The sequence below is a fragment of the Jejuia sp. G7-7 genome (assembly GCF_055808955.1).
In genome coordinates, this window is sequence record NZ_JBVVSZ010000001.1 from 1,098,488 (window position 1) to 1,114,488 (window position 16,001).

Consider the following 16,001-nt stretch of genomic DNA (forward strand, 5'->3'; position numbering starts at 1 on the left):
TATTACTTTAGTTTAAAACACACAGCGTTCCCTGTAAACTTTTGTGCTAAAATAGCAATAGCATTTTCAGATAATTGCATAACTCTGGGATAACCACCAGTAGTTTGGCTATCTCGCATTAAAACTATTAATTTCCCTGAAGGTGTTAATTGTATTGTCCCTGGAAGTACTGACGAGGTAATAATTGAGGCTAAATCATTTTCAAGCACCTCTTCTAATTGATACGCCATTCTATTATTTTCTTTTGAAATAGTGAAATCTTTAGAAAACAACATTTCTATTTGTTTTTCTGAAAGTTGGTTGAATTCTGGTCCTTTAAAAACCTCTAATACTGAAGATTCTAAATAATCCATATCAATTTTTACACTAGAAAATTTCTTTTCATTAGAACTATTATGTTCAGAAATTTGAAGTTCATCCCCTTTTTTAATTTGAATTTGCTCAGTAATTCTAGGATACATACTTCTACTTTCCATTACAGGTTGGGTTCTAATTCCTCCAAATACTGCTAAATAACTTCTAAAACCTGATACTAATTTCCCAAAACTTAAAATATCTCCTTTTGAAACAACAATTAAATTATTATTTTTAATTTTATTTCCATTTAACTTAGGACTCATATCCCCCCTGCAACACAAATCGAAGTGTTTACCAAAAATTCTATTTTTGGACCACTCATGGTTATCTCCAAAACTGCAGCATCAACTTTATTTCCTAATAATATATTGGCTGTTTTGAGAGCTCGTACATCCATAGCACCAGAAATTGGAACTCCATATTGCTGATACCTCTCTCTTCCTAAATCTTGGACTGTGGTATAAAAACCAGAAGTTAAAAATTTAAGCATCTAATACCTCACTTTCTATTTGATACACACCAGCTTCAACTAGCGTCTTAATATTTTTATGTTCTTTTAAAGTAATAGGGTAAAACTGAAGAGTATCTCCGGCTTCTGCAAAACATGGAGTGTTTTTAGTAACATTGAAAAATTCTATTGGAGAATTTCCAATGATATGCCAACCCCCTGGACTTTCAGAAGGATAAACTCCTGTTTGCTCTCCACCTATGGCTACTGCCCCTTTTTGAATTTTTAATCTAGGAGTTGATTTTCTAGACATAAACAACATTTTATCTAGTCCGCCTAAATATAAAAAACCAGGTAAAAAACCTATAAAATAAATGGTGTATTTTGGTTGACAATGACGTTTTATAATTGCTTCAATTGAAAGGTTTTTTTCTTTGGATATGCCTTTTAAATCCATACCGAAACTAGAATCATAACAAACTGGTATCTTCCATGTTTTTGAAAGTTTTTTTAACTTCAACTGTCGAATTATAAACTAATTTTAACTTTTTAACCTCTTCATTTAAAACTAAAGGTTCATTGTTGTAAGTTATTAATATTGAATTATATGCGTGATTTACAGAAATAAAATCTGAAGTATGATTCATTTCAATTTTACGCTTAAAATTTAAAATATCATTTAAGATGTTTTCATCAATTTTAGATGGCCATTCAATAAGAATTGAACGCTCTCCAAATGGAATATATTTTAATTGAAATATCATTTTACTATTGAACACAAATCCCTTTTTCTTCTAATTGATTATTCAATTTATTGAGCAAACCAATTGCTTTTGGATTATCTCCATGAATACAAAATGTTTGAGCTTCAATATCTTTTTCTTTACCTGTAATAGTTATAACTTTTTTTTCTAAAATCATTCTATATACATGTTTAAAAACATCTTCTGGATTATCAATAAGCGCACCTCTTTCTTGTCTAGAAACTAATGTTAGATCGTCATTATAATTTCTATCAGCAAATGCTTCGTATATAATTGGAATGTTATTTTCAATGGCAATTTTAGCAATAACAGAATTATAAGGCACATAAAGCGATACAGGTAACTGCATACTTTTCATGACTTCAATAATCACAGTAGCTACTTTTTCATCTTTCGCAGCCATATTATATAACGCCCCATGAGGTTTAACATGGTGCAAACTCATATTTTCCTCTCCGAGAATTTCAATTAATAAATTAATTTGATCTTCAATAGATTTAAACAGAGCTACACATGGCATATTCATCTCTACTCTTCCAAAGTTTTCAGTATCTGGAAAAGATGGATGTGCGCCTATTTTTACTTTATGAATTCTAGCAAGTTTCACAACAAATCGCATTGTATCTTCATCGCCAGAATGACCTCCACAAGCAATATTACAAGATGAGATAAAAGGCATTAATTGTGCTTCGTTACCAATACCCTCTCCTAAATCGGCATTTATATCTATAAAAAACTTATGCATTAAAATAAATTCAAATGAAATACCTTATTCAGAGCTGCACTAGCCAATAAAACACTCACTAAAAATATAATTAAACCAAATATATTATTGACTATTGAATTCTTATATTTTCCTAAAAGTGCATTTCTATTCATTACCCACATTAAAAAACCAGTAATAACGGGAAGTAACAACCCATTAGCTACTTGTGCAAATTTAATTATTTCAATTGGTTTTATACCCGATGATGATAGCATTACACCTAAAATTAAAATAAAAGCCCAAACGCTTCTAAATTTTATAGATTTTAAATTTGAATCCCAACCTAAACAACCACTAGCAACATATGCGGCTGCTAATGGGGCAGTAATTGCACTTGTAATTCCTGCAGCAAATAAGCCTATTGCTAAAAAATATTTTGAAAAACTTCCGAATAATAGCTCTAATCCAAGTGCCAAATCTGCTGCGTTATTTACTTCAGTACTTTGTATGGCATTAGCAGAAACCACAATACTAATAGACACCAAACCTCCGAGCAGTATAGCTATAAATGTATCTTTTCGCGCATAACTTAAATCACTAATATCTTGCCATTTTTCTTTTACTAAAGATGCATGCAAAAATAAATTATAAGGTACTACTGTTGTTCCAATCAAAGCTACTATTAGTAATGTACTTCCGTTAGGAAATTTTGGTATAAATGCCCCATATAATAATTCTGAAATATTAGGTTTAGTAAAAATTGCTGTGGTTAAAAATGCTAAACTCATTAAAACAACTAAAAAAACGAGTGCCTTTTCAATGATTTTATAATTACCTAGATATAATAATGCAAATGCAATGATACCAATAATAACACTTAAAATGTTTAATGAGAAATTTCCGAAATTAATTTCATAATTACCAATTATAGCCTCCAGTCCAAGAACGCCACCACTAATATTTCCAGCCTCGTATGCTGCATTACCAATAACAATTGCTGACAGTACTAATGCAATAGATAAAAATTTAAATACTGGAGCTTTTATTTCTGATCGAATAATCTCAGATAAACTCTTTTGAGTTACTAACCCCAATCTCGCAGCCATTTCTTGAAGTACAATAGTAGCAATGACAGATAATACCAACGCCCACAATAATGTAAATCCGAATTGGACTCCAGAAAGGGTACAAATAGTTACTGTTCCAGGACCAATAAATGCTGCTGCTACTAATGGTCCTGGGCCGATATTTTTAAATAGTTTTTTCAATTGAATAGTGTTGAGAGTATCATTATTTCAACTGGCTCAACAATTCCTCTACTGCTCTTTTTAACTGTGTATCTTTTTCTTTAGCTTTATCGTCTGGGTTGTTATTCACGATAATATCTGGTACAGCAGGACCTAATTCCATATTAGATCTTGTTTCCTTAACATACCAACCTCTAAAAGGCATTCTTACATAAGAACCATCAATCAAAGTAGTACCACCAGTTGAAATTACCGCACCAAATGTTGGCACTCCTACTAAAGTTCCTAAATCTAAAGCTTTATAGGCATGTGAAAAAATCTCAGCATTTGAATAACTATTTTGGTTACACAAAGCAATTGATGGTTTTGTCCATGATGCTAAAGGTAAACGCTCGCTAAACGGATAATGATCCATAAATTTAGTATGTTCTTTTTCTAAGTTTTTAGCAGCACCTCTAGGAACAGTATAAGCATGTTGCTTTACGTTGAGAACAGCCATAAGATAATCAGTTGTCCAACCACCTCCATTAAATCTTACGTCAATTACAATACCTTCTTTTCCTAATCCTGCTGCAGTTAATTCTCGTTCAAAACGCTCAAAACTCGTCCAGTTCATCCCTTGAATATGAATATATCCTAATTTACCGTTTGAATATTTTTCTGTTAGTCGTTGACGCTCTTTAACCCAAGCTTTATAATTTTCCGTTCGGTTACTACTTTTCGGTCTAACAACAATTTCATTTGAATTACCACCTCTATTTACTTCAATATAAATTTTTTCATTTGAAGTCCCTTCTAATAAACTATAAACATTTAAACCTTTAGTTAGTTTTGTTCCATTAACAACAGTAATGATATCTCCAATAAAAAACTTACTAGAAGTTCTATCGCCCGGCATTGTTGGCACAACAGAAATTACTTTTAAATTTCCATTTGATGTTGGCTGCAATTCAATACCTAACAGACCTGTAGTTTCACTTTGTACATCTTCTCTAGTTTCAACACGATATAACCCCATATGGCTTGCATTTATTTGCCCTAACATCCAATTAAACATTGATTGAAAATCTGTTCTAGTAGAAGCTTCTAAGGCTAAGGGTTCATATTTTTTTCTAAGGTTATTCCAATCTTGACCATGAAAATTAGGGTCGTAAAAACCATCATTTATGGCTTTCCAGGCTTCATTGAAAATTTGTTGAGATTCTGTATCATAATCAATATTTAGTTTAGCTGAAAATGATAATGCTTCTGTTTTATCTTTTGATAAATTAATACTTGACAGGCTTCCCCGCTTTTAGTTAAAAATATAGTTGATAATTTTTTATCAGCTACAATATTAGATGGCCTACTATTTTTTGAGGTTAATGCTTTTTTATCTTTACCATTCCATTTTATTTTGAATAAATCTCTTTCAACATTAGCATCTCCTCTACTACCGTTTCCCGTGGTGTAATAAATAGTTTTACTGTCTTTTGAGAACAACTGTCCAAACTCTCCCCCAACTGAAGAGGTTACTTGCACTTGGCGCTCGTGAATATCTTTAAAATCTATAACTACATTTTTTATTTTATTTTTTTCTTCTTTACTCTTTTCATCTTTTTTATGCTCATCGTCTTTTTCTTTAACTTTCTTCTCTTTAGATTTTTTATCTTCCTCAGACTCTTCTTCCCAATCTTGTGCTGTTTTTTCCCAATCGACTTTTGTTAACCATATAAACCAAACGTCGTAGTCATTATTATTTCTGTTAGAAGAAAACATTAATTTTTTTCCATCAGGACTCCAAACTGCACTTCTATCTTGTTTTGGGTGCATTGAAACATTAACGGGTTTAGCACTATTATCTGCCTTGTGAATATAAATTTCAGAATTAAAATCTAAATTACTTAAACTATAAGCCAACCATTTAGAGTCTGGCGACCATGCCACACCACTTGGTGTTGCCCAACCATCTTGTAAAGTTTTCTTATTTGACAACTTACCTTTACTATCAATTGAAGCCACAACTAGTTTGCCCCTTCCGACATTATATGCTAAAGATTTTCCATCGGGAGATAATTTCAAATTACTTTCATCATCTTCACTATTTGTTAATCTTTGAATTTTGTGTTTTAGAGTTTTGAAAATATCTGATTCATTTTCATTATTGGACTTTACTAAATAAATATCCTTTTGCCCATCTCTATCAGAGATAAAAATAAGTGTATTATCATTTAACCAAGTGGCATCTCTTTCTCTATATGATGATTTTGAAACGTTAATAGTTCGTTTTTTATCTTTTGAAGTTTCCCTAATAAATAACTCGCCTCTAATATTAAGTGCTACATATTTTCCATTAGGAGAAACTGAGATATCACTCACTTTATTTCCATATGTTTCATGAACAACAGGATCAAACCTATAATCTGAAGCTAAATTAATAGTAACCTCTTTTTGTGCTTTAGTTGATGTGTTAACTACAAATATTTGACTTCCTTTGGTAACAACAATATCTTTTTTATTTCTACTAATTTGAAATGAAAAAATACCCATATCTTTAAAACTAGTTACTTGAGATATAGCTCCAGATTTTTTACCAGAATCAGTAATCGTTAGTTTATGAACATTATATTTCCCACTTCTTGAGGACTGAAAGTAAATGGTACTATCATCTCCCCATTGCGGATAAAAATCGTTTCCATCATAATCAGTCAGCTTTGTGTAACTATCATTCTTGATAGTATACAACCATAAATCTCTATTCGCAGGCCCTTTATATGCTTCTCTTTCTAATCTACAACTTCCTTTTGTAAATACCACAAATTTACCATTTGGAGATAATTTGGCATCAAAACCAGTAGCATCTAAATAACGTTTGGGTGTACCACCATTTTTGTTTATAATATGAGTTTCAAATTCGCGTTCAACTTGAACAAAATTTCTTCGTGTTGAAAAAAGTATATCGCCCGAAACTGTAAAATCTGTTATGATATCTGAAGCAGAGTGATAGGTTAATCTTTTTGGAACACCGCCAGAAGTAGGCATAATATATACATCATTGTTACCGTAACGCTCACTAATAAATGCAATAGATTTACCATCTGTACTCCAGGTAGGTCTCGTATCATAAGCCTCGTGAACGGTTAATCGTTTTGGATTTTCTCCATTTATGGAAGCAGTCCAAATATCACCTTGATAATTAAAAGCTATGGATTGTCCGCTAGGACTAATAGCTGGAAAGTTGATTAATGGGTTTTGAGCAAAAATAAATGATGCCATTAACAAGTATAAACTTGCCAAAAACTTAGAATAGAGTTTCATTTTTTATTGATTATTGTAGTTATGACCCTAAAAATATAACTTAAAAACAATTACAAGATATATTATTTAGCTTTAACAAAGATTTTACTATTATTCTGAAACTGAATTTAGAGCATATATAGCAAAACTCCCTAACCAATGTCCACCCTCGTAGCTATCGCCAAAAATACTTGGCAAGGAATAATTGATGTGTTGATTTGCTATATTTTTAAGATGATTATATTCCGGAATGCCTTCTGCAATTTTTGATAAACTCCAGGCTCTAGAAAAATTCACGCCATCTAAATGGACCAAATGACCATCACTTCTATCGGAAACAATACCAACTTCCAACGTAAAATTTTTATCTTTTAATTGCGGTAAAAAATCATTTAACCAAACTTTATATTCTTTCAGAGACAACAAACGTTTCATTAAAGCTGCCTCTTCTAAACAAGGAGATAAAAAATCACTTCCGCTAGGTTCCCAAGACATTGGACAATTTTTATCATTCATAAAGAAAAACTTAGCACGATTAGAAATTCCAGATTTAAGTGCTTCATCGTTTAAAGTCTCAGCATAATCATAGGCAAACGAAAGCCCAAATGCAGTATTTGTATGTGTTCCTACACGAAGCGAATAATTTAGTCTTGGTAAAAAATCTAAATACTTTTCAACTATTAAATTGGTTAAAGGTTGAAGATTTATTTCCAATTCTCTCGCAGTTTCATCATCCCATGTATGCAATTCTTCTGCAAGTTTTAATAGCCATGCCCAACCATAGGTACGCTCGTAAGATTTGTTATGTATTCCGTAAAAATAAGCAACTTCCGTCTCTATATTTTCTTTTGAAATATTATTCAATAATTTTTGCTTGATAGCTTCTGCATTATCAATATTTGGAAAAGATTTCAATAAACTTACCAAACTCCAATGTCCGTGAACTGAAGAATGCCAATCAAAACACCCATAAAATGCAGGATGCAGAGCAGTTGGTGATTTTAAATCTTCATCACCACCCAAAGTTTGAGATAAACGGTTTGGATATTCTGTATTGATACAATGCAATGGTAATTCAGCTAACTTCAGCGCCTGATCTACATCTAATTTAGGAGCCTGAATACTAATCTCTGAATTCATATCAGACTCCTTACTAGGATTTTGAATTTTCACATCTTTCTTTTTAGAAAAATTACACCCTAATACGACTAAGGTTATGACTATAAAAACAATTCGTTTCATAAATACGATTTAAAAATAACGATACGCTAAATTTACCTTACCTTAAAAGAATTGCCAAATATTTACCCCTTAACATTTTATGTTTTCAAAATTTAGTGCATTTGTTATGCAAATACAGACAAATGTTATGGGATAAAATTTCGATACTAAGTTTAAAACAGCATATAATAATATATTTGTAAAAACCATTATTTAACTCGCCATACAAATAGATGAGACAATTTAGCACTACTTTATTTTTATTCATTACCACAACACTATCTCTTTTTTCTCAACAAAACGATTGGGAAAACCCTCATGTAAATCAAATTAACAAATTACCTGCAAGAGCCACGTTTTATTCATATGAAACTATAGATTTAGCAAAAACTAATGTTAGAGAAAATTCTAAAAACTACAAATCTTTAAACGGAGATTGGAAATTTAAATGGGTAGCAAAACCTGCTAATGCTTCGGATAATTTTCAAGAAAACAATTTCAATAGTTCAAGTTGGAATATTATAGATGTTCCTTCCAACTGGGAAATGCGCGGTTATGGTACTCCAATATATACAAACTCAACTTATCCGTTTTTTCGTGATTTCCCAAATATAAATCATCATGATAATCCTGTTGGCCATTACATTAAAAGCTTCAAATTTGAAGAGTCCTGGAAAAATAAAGATGTTATACTTCATTTTGGAGGTGTTTCTTCTGCATACTATGTATGGGTAAATGGAAAATTTATTGGTTACAGTGAAGACACAAGATTACCTTCAGAATTTGATATCACAAAACATTTGGTTGATGGTGATAATAAAGTGGCCGTAAAAGTATATCGTTGGGCTGATGGCAGTTACCTTGAAGCACAAGACCATTGGCGAATGAGCGGTATTGAACGTGAGGTTTATTTACAGGCATTACCAAAAGTGAGGCTCGCAGATTTTGCGGTTAGAACAGTTTTAGATGAAGATTATAAAAATGCTTCCTTACAAATAAGACCAGAAATCACAATTAATATTCCAAATAAATACATAGAAAAAATTGGGCATTTTGGCAATAGTCCGTTAAAAACTGTAGTTGATAATTGGACGTTAACAACTAAATTAATTGATGATAAAGGACAAACTATTGGAGATGGGAACACAGTAAAGTTACGACAAATTTTAGGTGAATTTTATCCTCAACGAGATAATGTAGAATTTGGATTAATAAAAACACAAATTACAAATCCTAGAAAATGGTCTTCTGACGATCCGTATTTATACACTTTACTTTTTGAACTTAAAGATGATAAAGGTAGTTCCATACAATGTACCAGTACCAAAGTAGGTTTTAGAAGTATAGAAATTGATGAAAGAGGTCGTTTTTTAGTGAACGGAAAGCCTGTGAAAATAATTGGTGTAAACCGTCATGATCACGATCAAATTAATGGTAAAGCAGTATCACGCAAAAACATGGAGGATGATGTGAAGTTATTAAAGCAATTCAACTTTAATGCCGTAAGAACGTCTCACTACCCTAACGATCCTTATTTCTATGATTTATGTGATATTTACGGAATTTATGTTATGGATGAAGCTAATTTAGAAACTCATGGTGTTCGTGGAGAATTATCTAATGTTCCTAGCTGGGGAAGTGCTTATTTAGAACGTGCTATTAGAATGGTTGAGCGTGATAAGAATCATCCTAGCATTGTATTTTGGAGTTTGGGTAACGAGTCTGGTAGTGGTCCTAATCATGCAGCTATGGCAGGTTGGATAAAAGAATTCGACCCTACACGTTTCATTCACTATGAAGGTGCACAGGGAGATGCTACAGACAAACGCTATAAGCCAAAACATTTTCCAAAAAATACTGGAAACCCTACAGATCCTAGATGGGTTGATATGTTAAGTCGTATGTATTTTACACCTACTGGCACTCAAGGTTTAATTGACAGTACAGATGATTTTGACAAACGTCCAGTAATTCTCTGTGAATATGCTCATTCTATGGGGAATTCTACCGGAAATATGAAAACTTACTGGGACATGATTCACAAAAATGATCGTGCCTTAGGTGGTTATATTTGGGATTGGATTGACCAAGGGTTGATTAAGAAAGATAAAAATGGTAAAGAATTTATTGCCTATGGTGGCGATTACGGTGACAAACCCAATGATAACAGCTTCTGTTTAAACGGAATTATTGCCTCTGATAGAACACCTAAACCAGCAACTTACGAATGTAAAAAAGTAAATCAACCTGCTATTATCACATCGACTGATGCCGAGAGCGGTGGTTTTCAAATATTAAACCGTCATCATGCTATTGATTTATCTGGTTATGATTTAAAATGGGAATTGACCGAAAATGGAAAAACAATCCAGAAAGGAGATTTAAATAGTCTAAACACAAAACCATTCGAAACTTCTTCACTTAAAATAAACTTCAAAAAACCGAAACTAAAAGCTGGTAGCGAATACTACATTACTATTAGCGGATATTTAAAAAATAATACACTTTGGGCTAATAAAGGTTATTTGATATTTACCGAACAATTTAAACTTGAATATGCTACTAAAAATGTAAAACCGATGGAAAGCAAAGCGGCTTTGAATGTGGTTGACACAAAAGATGAAATCATTATTTCTAATGCATCAATTGCTCTTAAAATTGATAAGGCTTCTGGGTATATTTCATCTTTTGAATCAAAAGGAAATACATTATTCAATTCTCCACTTAGACTTAATTTTTGGCGTGCTGAAACTGAAAACGATATTGCTTACAGACGCGCTAAAAAACAAACATCAGAACGCGATTGGATGACAGCAGAAGATAATTTTACACCAAGTAAAGTTGAAATAGTTTCAAAAGAAAAAGGAAAAGTAGTTGTTGCTGTAAATGGTAATATTACAAACCCAAAAACAGAGTTGCAATTAGAATATACCATTCTTGGAAACGGGGCTATTAAAGTAAATTACACCGCCAACATTGATAAAAGCGCACCAAATACGCCAAGAATAGGTATGCAATTTGATATTTCAAATACTTATAAAAACCTTACTTATTTTGGCAGAGGTCCAGAACCAAATTATCAAGATAGAATGTATGGTGCACAAGTTGGCTTATATTCAGGGAACATTAAAACAATAAGTTACATGCATCCAGTTCCTCAAGAATATGGCAATCATACAGACACACGTTGGTTCAAACTAAAAAACAACAATTCTCAAGGTATTTTGGTAAAAGGTGAAGATAATTTAAGCTTTAGCGTGCAAGAGTTTAGTTCAATGAATTTACAAGAAGCTAAACATATCAACGAGCTAAAAACCGTAATGTATTGTGTGTAAACATAGATTTAAAACAAATGGGCGTGGGTGGAGACGATACTTGGAGTACAAATGCAGAACCGCATGATGCATTTTTAATTACACCCGGTAGTTATAAGTTATTCTTTTTATTTGATGCCTTTAAATTCTAAATTAAAACCTGAATTGGTGAAGTTCTAAACGACCAATAGCTCTTAGCATTACCTATATCTTAAGCTTTCTTAATTGAAAACTAAAAGGGGTGATAATGTTACAAAACAAAAAAACCGAACAGATGCTCAGTTTTTATTTGCCAGAATTAGAATTAAATACACACTTATATACTTCTATAAATCAGCATATTAAATCATTTACTCATATACAAACACCTATTTACATACTTAAGTCTAAAAGAACTATTAAAAAAATCGTTTACTTTTTACTAACATAAAAGTAAAATAATATTAGAAAAGTAGGAAATTCATTGGTTTATGGCTATTAATTAATAAATTGAAGTTTCTCAGTTTATTACTAATATTCGCATAAATAGAATTATTTTCAATGTCGCAATTGTTAGCGACCTATTTCTTCTGTTTTTTTTAGATTTTAAAGTTAATTTTATTCTTTAGATGACAAATAACGTTCGGCATCTAAAGCGGCCATGCAACCAGTTCCAGCAGCAGTTATAGCTTGTCTATAAACATGATCGGCAGCATCTCCAGAAACAAATACGCCTTCTACATTGGTTTTTGAAGTTCCTGGAATATTTATGATATAACCTGTTTCATCTAAACTCAAATACCCCTTGAAGATATCAGTATTCGGTTTATGACCAATGGCAACAAAAAATCCTGTTGCTGGAATTTCTAATTTCTCATTTGTTTTATTATTGAATACCCGAATACCTGTTACCACTTGTCCATCACCCATAACCTCGTCTGTTTCAGTATTGAAAAGAATCTCAATGTTTTCAGTATTCTTAACACGGGTCTCCATAATTTTTGAGGCTCTAAACTCATTCCTTCTTACTAACATAGTTACCTTTGCACATAGCTTAGACAAATAATGTGCTTCCTCACAAGCGGAATCTCCTGCCCCAACTATTACAACCTCTTGATTTCTATAAAAGAACCCATCACATATAGCACAAGCTGAAACACCTCCACCAAGTTTTAAATATTTTTGCTCAGAATCCAAACCTAAATATTTAGCTGTGGCTCCTGTGGAAATAATTACCGTCTCACAATGTATTTCCTTGGTGTCGTTAACCCAAACTTTATGAATATTTCCAGAAAAATCTACTTTGGTTATCCAACCATCGCGTACATCTGTTTCAAAACGTTCGGCTTGTACCTGTAGTTCCAGCATCATCGCAGGTCCAGTAACACCTTCTGGGTAGCCTGGGAAATTTTCAACTTCATTCGTTGTAGTTAACTGGCCTCCAGGTTGTGTTCCTTGATATAAAACCGGACTCATATTAGCTCGTGCAGCGTAAATTGCAGCGGTATATCCAGCTGGTCCAGAACCTATAATTAAGCATTTTACTGTTTCTATTTGTTGTGACATGATTATTTGATTTGTTAGTTAGTTTTTATGAATTTTTTGTTAATCTATCAAGGTAGGTTGAGTATATTTTTTTCAACCTCTCTTGCATGAGAAATGCACAACTTTAATATGTCATTTATATCATTAAGTGTAGTTCGCGGATTAATAAGACACATTCTTAAAACGATTTGGTTTTGAAGAATAGTTGTAACCAACATAGCCTTTCTTGAATTTACGATTTTTTGAGAAATTTCTTGATTAATTTTATCTAATTGCGCTTCACTAAAGTTCTTATGAGTTGGGTTGTATCTAAAATTAATTACTGCCAAAGTAGCTGGCGAAACAATTTCAAAATTTTTACTTTTTCTGATGTACCCTTCTACTTTTTCAGCTAAGTCTATACTATATGTTACTGCTTCACGAAAAGCTCCTAAGCCAAATGTTTTAATGGACATGTAAAACTTTAAAGCCCTAAATCTTCTGGTTAACTGAACCCCATGGTCATAAAAATTAATTTCAGATTGATTGCCTTCAACATCCTTTAAATATTCAGGTTTTTCAGTAAAAGTTGCACTTAACCATTTATGGTTTTTTATTAAAAGACACCCCATCTCATAAGGTTGAAAAAACCATTTATGAGGATCAATAGTTATAGAATCTGCTTTTCTAATACCTTTTAAAATTTTAGCTCCTTTTTTAGATAAAATTGCACCGCCACCATAAGCAGCATCTACATGCATCCAAATATTTTCTGTTTTACAAATTTTGGCTATTTCATCTAAATTGTCTACAGTTCCAGTATTTGTTGTACCTGCATTGGCTATTAAACAAAAAGGTTGTAGTCCTTCCAATTTATCTCTAGCTATAGCATTCAATAGTTTATTCAAGGACATCTTAAATTCTAAATCTGTAGATATAATCCTAACCTGACTTTTCTTAAATCCTATTGTTCGTATTGCTTTTATATTTGAAGAGTGAGTTTGGTCTGACATATAAATTACTGCTTTACTAAAATCATCGCTGCATTTTTGCCTTCTAGCCGTTACCAAAGCTGTTAGATTTGCCATTGAACCTCCACTAGTAAAAATACCGCCCCCTTTTTTACTGGAAATTTAAACAGTTTCAATAACCAATTAATAGTTACAATTTCTAACTCTGCTGCTGCTGCAGAAGTAGACCAACCTCCTGAAAACACATTATAACCAGTTGCCAAACTATCAGACATGGCACTTATAAAATTACTGGGACCAGGTACAAATGAAAAAAACTTGGGATGTGAAACGACATTGATTTCAGAAAGAACGTTTTTTTTGACAAATTCCAATACCTTAAAAGCGTCTGTAGGCATTTCTGGCGCTTCTTCCAAAAAAAGATTATCCATTTCATCTCTTGTGGACATTGAAACTGGACTCTTTAAATGTTGGGTATCAAAATGCTCAACTATAGCATCTATAATTTGATATCCATATTTTTTCATATCATCTTTAGAAAGAGTCATATCCTTTCTATCCAGCCCATCAAAACTGCATTCTTCTGCAAAGTGAATATCCTTCATTATATCTTGATAATATTAAAAGCCATTATTTTATCTGTTTAAGAATGCAACAAACTAAAAATCAACCCGCTTCTTTCCTGAAGTAAAATTATTTTAAGCTAAACCAATTTTGAGTAATTTCTTTTTCGGTATTAGGGTTTTCAAAATGGATAAATTCATTCTTAACTGCATTATATTCATATTCTTTTCCCCAAACTTCACAATTTTTAGCTACCTCAGCTATGGCTTCACAAATAAATTCAATGTCTCCATTAGTCATTGTTGGGTGAATAGACATACGAATCCAACCTGGTCGTTCCATTAAACAACCTTCAAGTATTTTTTCTTCAATAGCTTTGGAAGTTAATTGATCTACGTGTAATAAATAATGACCATAAGTACCAGCACATGAACAGCCGCCACGTGTTTGAACTCCAAATTTATCATTTAAAAGTTTAACTATTAAATTATAGTGTACATCTTCAATATAAAAAGAAAAGACCCCTAACCTATCTTGATGTTCAGGAGCTAAGATCGTTAAGTTCTCTATTTTATTAAGTTTGTCAAAAACTATATCAATAAGCTCATGTTCTCTATCTAAAATATTCTGAACCCCCATTTTTTCTTTTAATTGAATGGAAAGCGCAATTTTTATGGCTTGAAGAAAACCTGGAGTCCCACCATCTTCACGAGTTTCAATATCATCTATATAATCATGGTCTCCCCATGGATTGGTATAACTTACGGTACCTCCGCCTGGGTTATCTGGCACTAAATTTTTATAAAGTTTTTTATTGAAGATTAAAACGCCTGAAGAACCTGGTCCTCCTAAAAATTTATGAGGTGAAAATGTAATAGCATCTAAGTATGCATCTTCATCATCAGAAGGATGGATATCAATATTTATGTAGGGTGCAGAACATGCAAAATCCACAAAACAAAGTCCGTTATTTTGATGCATCATTTTTGCTACTTCATGATAATTTGTTCTGATACCTGTAACATTAGAACATCCGGTTATAGCAGCTATTTTAATAGGAGTATTTTGATGTTCCTCTAGCAAAATTTTCAATTTATTTATACATGGTAATCCTTCATTATTAGACGGAATAACTTTTACATTTGCAATAGTTTCTAACCAAGAGGTTTGATTAGAATGGTGCTCCATATGCGACACAAAAATAATAGGGCGTTTCTCTTCAGGAACAATGGTGTTTTCTTTTAAATTCTCACAAAGTTTAAGTCCTAAAATACGCTGAAACTTATTTATTGCACCTGTCATACCAGTACCAACAGTAATTAGCACATCATCCTTTGAGGCATTTACATGTTTTTTAATAATATTTCTGGCATCATGATATGCATGAGTCATAGCCGACCCTGTTATTGAAGTTTCAGTATGCGTATTAGCGACATAAGGTCCAATTTCATCAATTAACTTGTCTTCAATTGGTCTATATAATCTACCACTAGCAGTCCAATCAGCATATATTATTTTTTTCTTCCGTAAGGTGAATCAAAATACTCATCTATTCCAATAACATGCTTTCTAAACTGTTCGAAATATTTTTCAAGGTTTGTTGTCTTTTTCTTTAATGAATCTATCATAA

At 32.2% G+C, this 16,001-nt stretch carries 12 protein-coding genes and 3 pseudogenes; 2 read left to right on the forward strand and 13 right to left on the reverse strand.

The genetic code is table 11. The annotated features are described in order from the left end of the window. Positions 1-2: 2 nt before the first annotated feature. The 10 genes and pseudogenes from AC0L5U_RS05345 to AC0L5U_RS05390 all read right to left on the reverse strand — a co-directional run bounded on the left by AC0L5U_RS05345 (position 3) and on the right by AC0L5U_RS05390 (position 8,040). Positions 3-620, reverse strand: coding sequence for a 5-oxoprolinase subunit C family protein (locus tag AC0L5U_RS05345; protein ID WP_473415063.1), 618 nt, complete (start codon positions 618-620; stop codon positions 3-5). Beyond that, positions 617-847 (reverse strand): hypothetical protein, encoded by a 231-nt coding sequence (locus tag AC0L5U_RS05350; protein ID WP_473415065.1) that lies wholly within the window; start codon positions 845-847, stop codon positions 617-619. The genes AC0L5U_RS05345 and AC0L5U_RS05350 overlap by 4 nt, the downstream gene beginning before the upstream one ends. Beyond that, entirely contained in the window at positions 840-1,325 is a 486-nt protein-coding gene (locus tag AC0L5U_RS05355; protein WP_473415066.1) for a 5-oxoprolinase subunit B family protein, read from the reverse strand. Before AC0L5U_RS05355 ends, AC0L5U_RS05350 begins: the two co-directional genes overlap by 8 nt. Continuing rightward, a complete protein-coding gene (locus AC0L5U_RS05360) occupies positions 1,276-1,569 on the reverse strand; it encodes a carboxyltransferase domain-containing protein (RefSeq protein WP_473415068.1) in 294 nt (97 codons plus the stop codon). The genes AC0L5U_RS05355 and AC0L5U_RS05360 overlap by 50 nt, the downstream gene beginning before the upstream one ends. 4 nt (positions 1,570-1,573) lie before the next feature. Then, the gene (gene pxpA / locus AC0L5U_RS05365; protein WP_473415070.1) at positions 1,574-2,314 is read right to left on the reverse strand and encodes a 5-oxoprolinase subunit PxpA; all 741 of its coding nucleotides are present in this window, start codon (positions 2,312-2,314) and stop codon (positions 1,574-1,576) included. Continuing rightward, positions 2,314-3,543: an Nramp family divalent metal transporter gene (locus AC0L5U_RS05370; RefSeq protein ID WP_473415073.1), complete on the reverse strand. Its 1,230-nt coding sequence runs from the start codon at positions 3,541-3,543 to the stop codon at positions 2,314-2,316. Before AC0L5U_RS05370 ends, pxpA begins: the two co-directional genes overlap by 1 nt. Before the next feature lie 22 nt (positions 3,544-3,565). Then, complete coding sequence (locus AC0L5U_RS05375) at positions 3,566-4,567, reverse strand: S41 family peptidase (RefSeq protein ID WP_473415074.1); 1,002 nt, start codon at positions 4,565-4,567, stop codon at positions 3,566-3,568. A 3-nt stretch (positions 4,568-4,570) separates the two neighbouring features. Continuing rightward, positions 4,571-4,804: pseudogene (locus tag AC0L5U_RS05380) on the reverse strand (hypothetical protein); the annotation flags it as partial. After that, a complete protein-coding gene (locus AC0L5U_RS05385; RefSeq protein WP_473415076.1) occupies positions 4,744-6,819 on the reverse strand; it encodes a hypothetical protein in 2,076 nt (691 codons plus the stop codon). The gene AC0L5U_RS05385 and the pseudogene AC0L5U_RS05380, both read right to left, overlap by 61 nt. A gap of 90 nt (positions 6,820-6,909) precedes the next feature. Further along, a complete protein-coding gene (locus AC0L5U_RS05390) occupies positions 6,910-8,040 on the reverse strand; it encodes a DUF2891 domain-containing protein (protein WP_473415077.1) in 1,131 nt (376 codons plus the stop codon). Between the two features lie 212 nt (positions 8,041-8,252). On the opposite strand from AC0L5U_RS05390, the gene AC0L5U_RS05395 reads away from it, so the two are divergent. Beyond that, on the forward strand, positions 8,253-11,354 hold the full coding sequence (locus AC0L5U_RS05395) for a glycoside hydrolase family 2 TIM barrel-domain containing protein (RefSeq protein WP_473415079.1): 3,102 nt from the start codon (positions 8,253-8,255) through the stop codon (positions 11,352-11,354). After that, positions 11,345-11,485 carry a hypothetical protein gene (locus AC0L5U_RS05400; protein ID WP_473415080.1) on the forward strand — a complete coding sequence of 47 codons (141 nt, stop codon included), beginning with the start codon at positions 11,345-11,347 and terminating at the stop codon, positions 11,483-11,485. Before AC0L5U_RS05395 ends, AC0L5U_RS05400 begins: the two co-directional genes overlap by 10 nt. 445 nt (positions 11,486-11,930) lie before the next feature. Here AC0L5U_RS05400 and trxB read toward each other — a convergent pair whose 3' ends face one another. The 3 genes and pseudogenes from trxB to AC0L5U_RS05415 all read right to left on the reverse strand — a co-directional run bounded on the left by trxB (position 11,931) and on the right by AC0L5U_RS05415 (position 15,999). Further along, positions 11,931-12,878: a thioredoxin-disulfide reductase gene (gene trxB, locus AC0L5U_RS05405; protein WP_473415081.1), complete on the reverse strand. Its 948-nt coding sequence runs from the start codon at positions 12,876-12,878 to the stop codon at positions 11,931-11,933. A 47-nt stretch (positions 12,879-12,925) separates the two neighbouring features. Further along, positions 12,926-14,412, reverse strand: a pseudogene (locus AC0L5U_RS05410) (pyridoxal phosphate-dependent decarboxylase family protein). An 88-nt stretch (positions 14,413-14,500) separates the two neighbouring features. Continuing rightward, positions 14,501-15,999: pseudogene (locus AC0L5U_RS05415) on the reverse strand (aminotransferase class V-fold PLP-dependent enzyme). Positions 16,000-16,001 lie beyond the last annotated feature (2 nt).

Coding starts and splice junctions, on each gene's coding strand:
- AC0L5U_RS05390 (WP_473415077.1), bottom strand. CDS start 8,040: ATGAAACGAATTGTTTTTATAGTCATAACCTTAGTCGTATTAGGGTGT.
- AC0L5U_RS05375 (WP_473415074.1), bottom strand. CDS start 4,567: ATGTTAGGGCAAATAAATGCAAGCCATATGGGGTTATATCGTGTTGAA.
- AC0L5U_RS05345 (WP_473415063.1), bottom strand. CDS start 620: ATGAGTCCTAAGTTAAATGGAAATAAAATTAAAAATAATAATTTAATT.
- trxB (WP_473415081.1), bottom strand. CDS start 12,878: ATGTCACAACAAATAGAAACAGTAAAATGCTTAATTATAGGTTCTGGA.
- pxpA (WP_473415070.1), bottom strand. CDS start 2,314: ATGCATAAGTTTTTTATAGATATAAATGCCGATTTAGGAGAGGGTATT.
- AC0L5U_RS05350 (WP_473415065.1), bottom strand. CDS start 847: ATGCTTAAATTTTTAACTTCTGGTTTTTATACCACAGTCCAAGATTTA.
- AC0L5U_RS05360 (WP_473415068.1), bottom strand. CDS start 1,569: ATGATATTTCAATTAAAATATATTCCATTTGGAGAGCGTTCAATTCTT.
- AC0L5U_RS05385 (WP_473415076.1), bottom strand. CDS start 6,819: ATGAAACTCTATTCTAAGTTTTTGGCAAGTTTATACTTGTTAATGGCA.
- AC0L5U_RS05395 (WP_473415079.1), top strand. CDS start 8,253: ATGAGACAATTTAGCACTACTTTATTTTTATTCATTACCACAACACTA.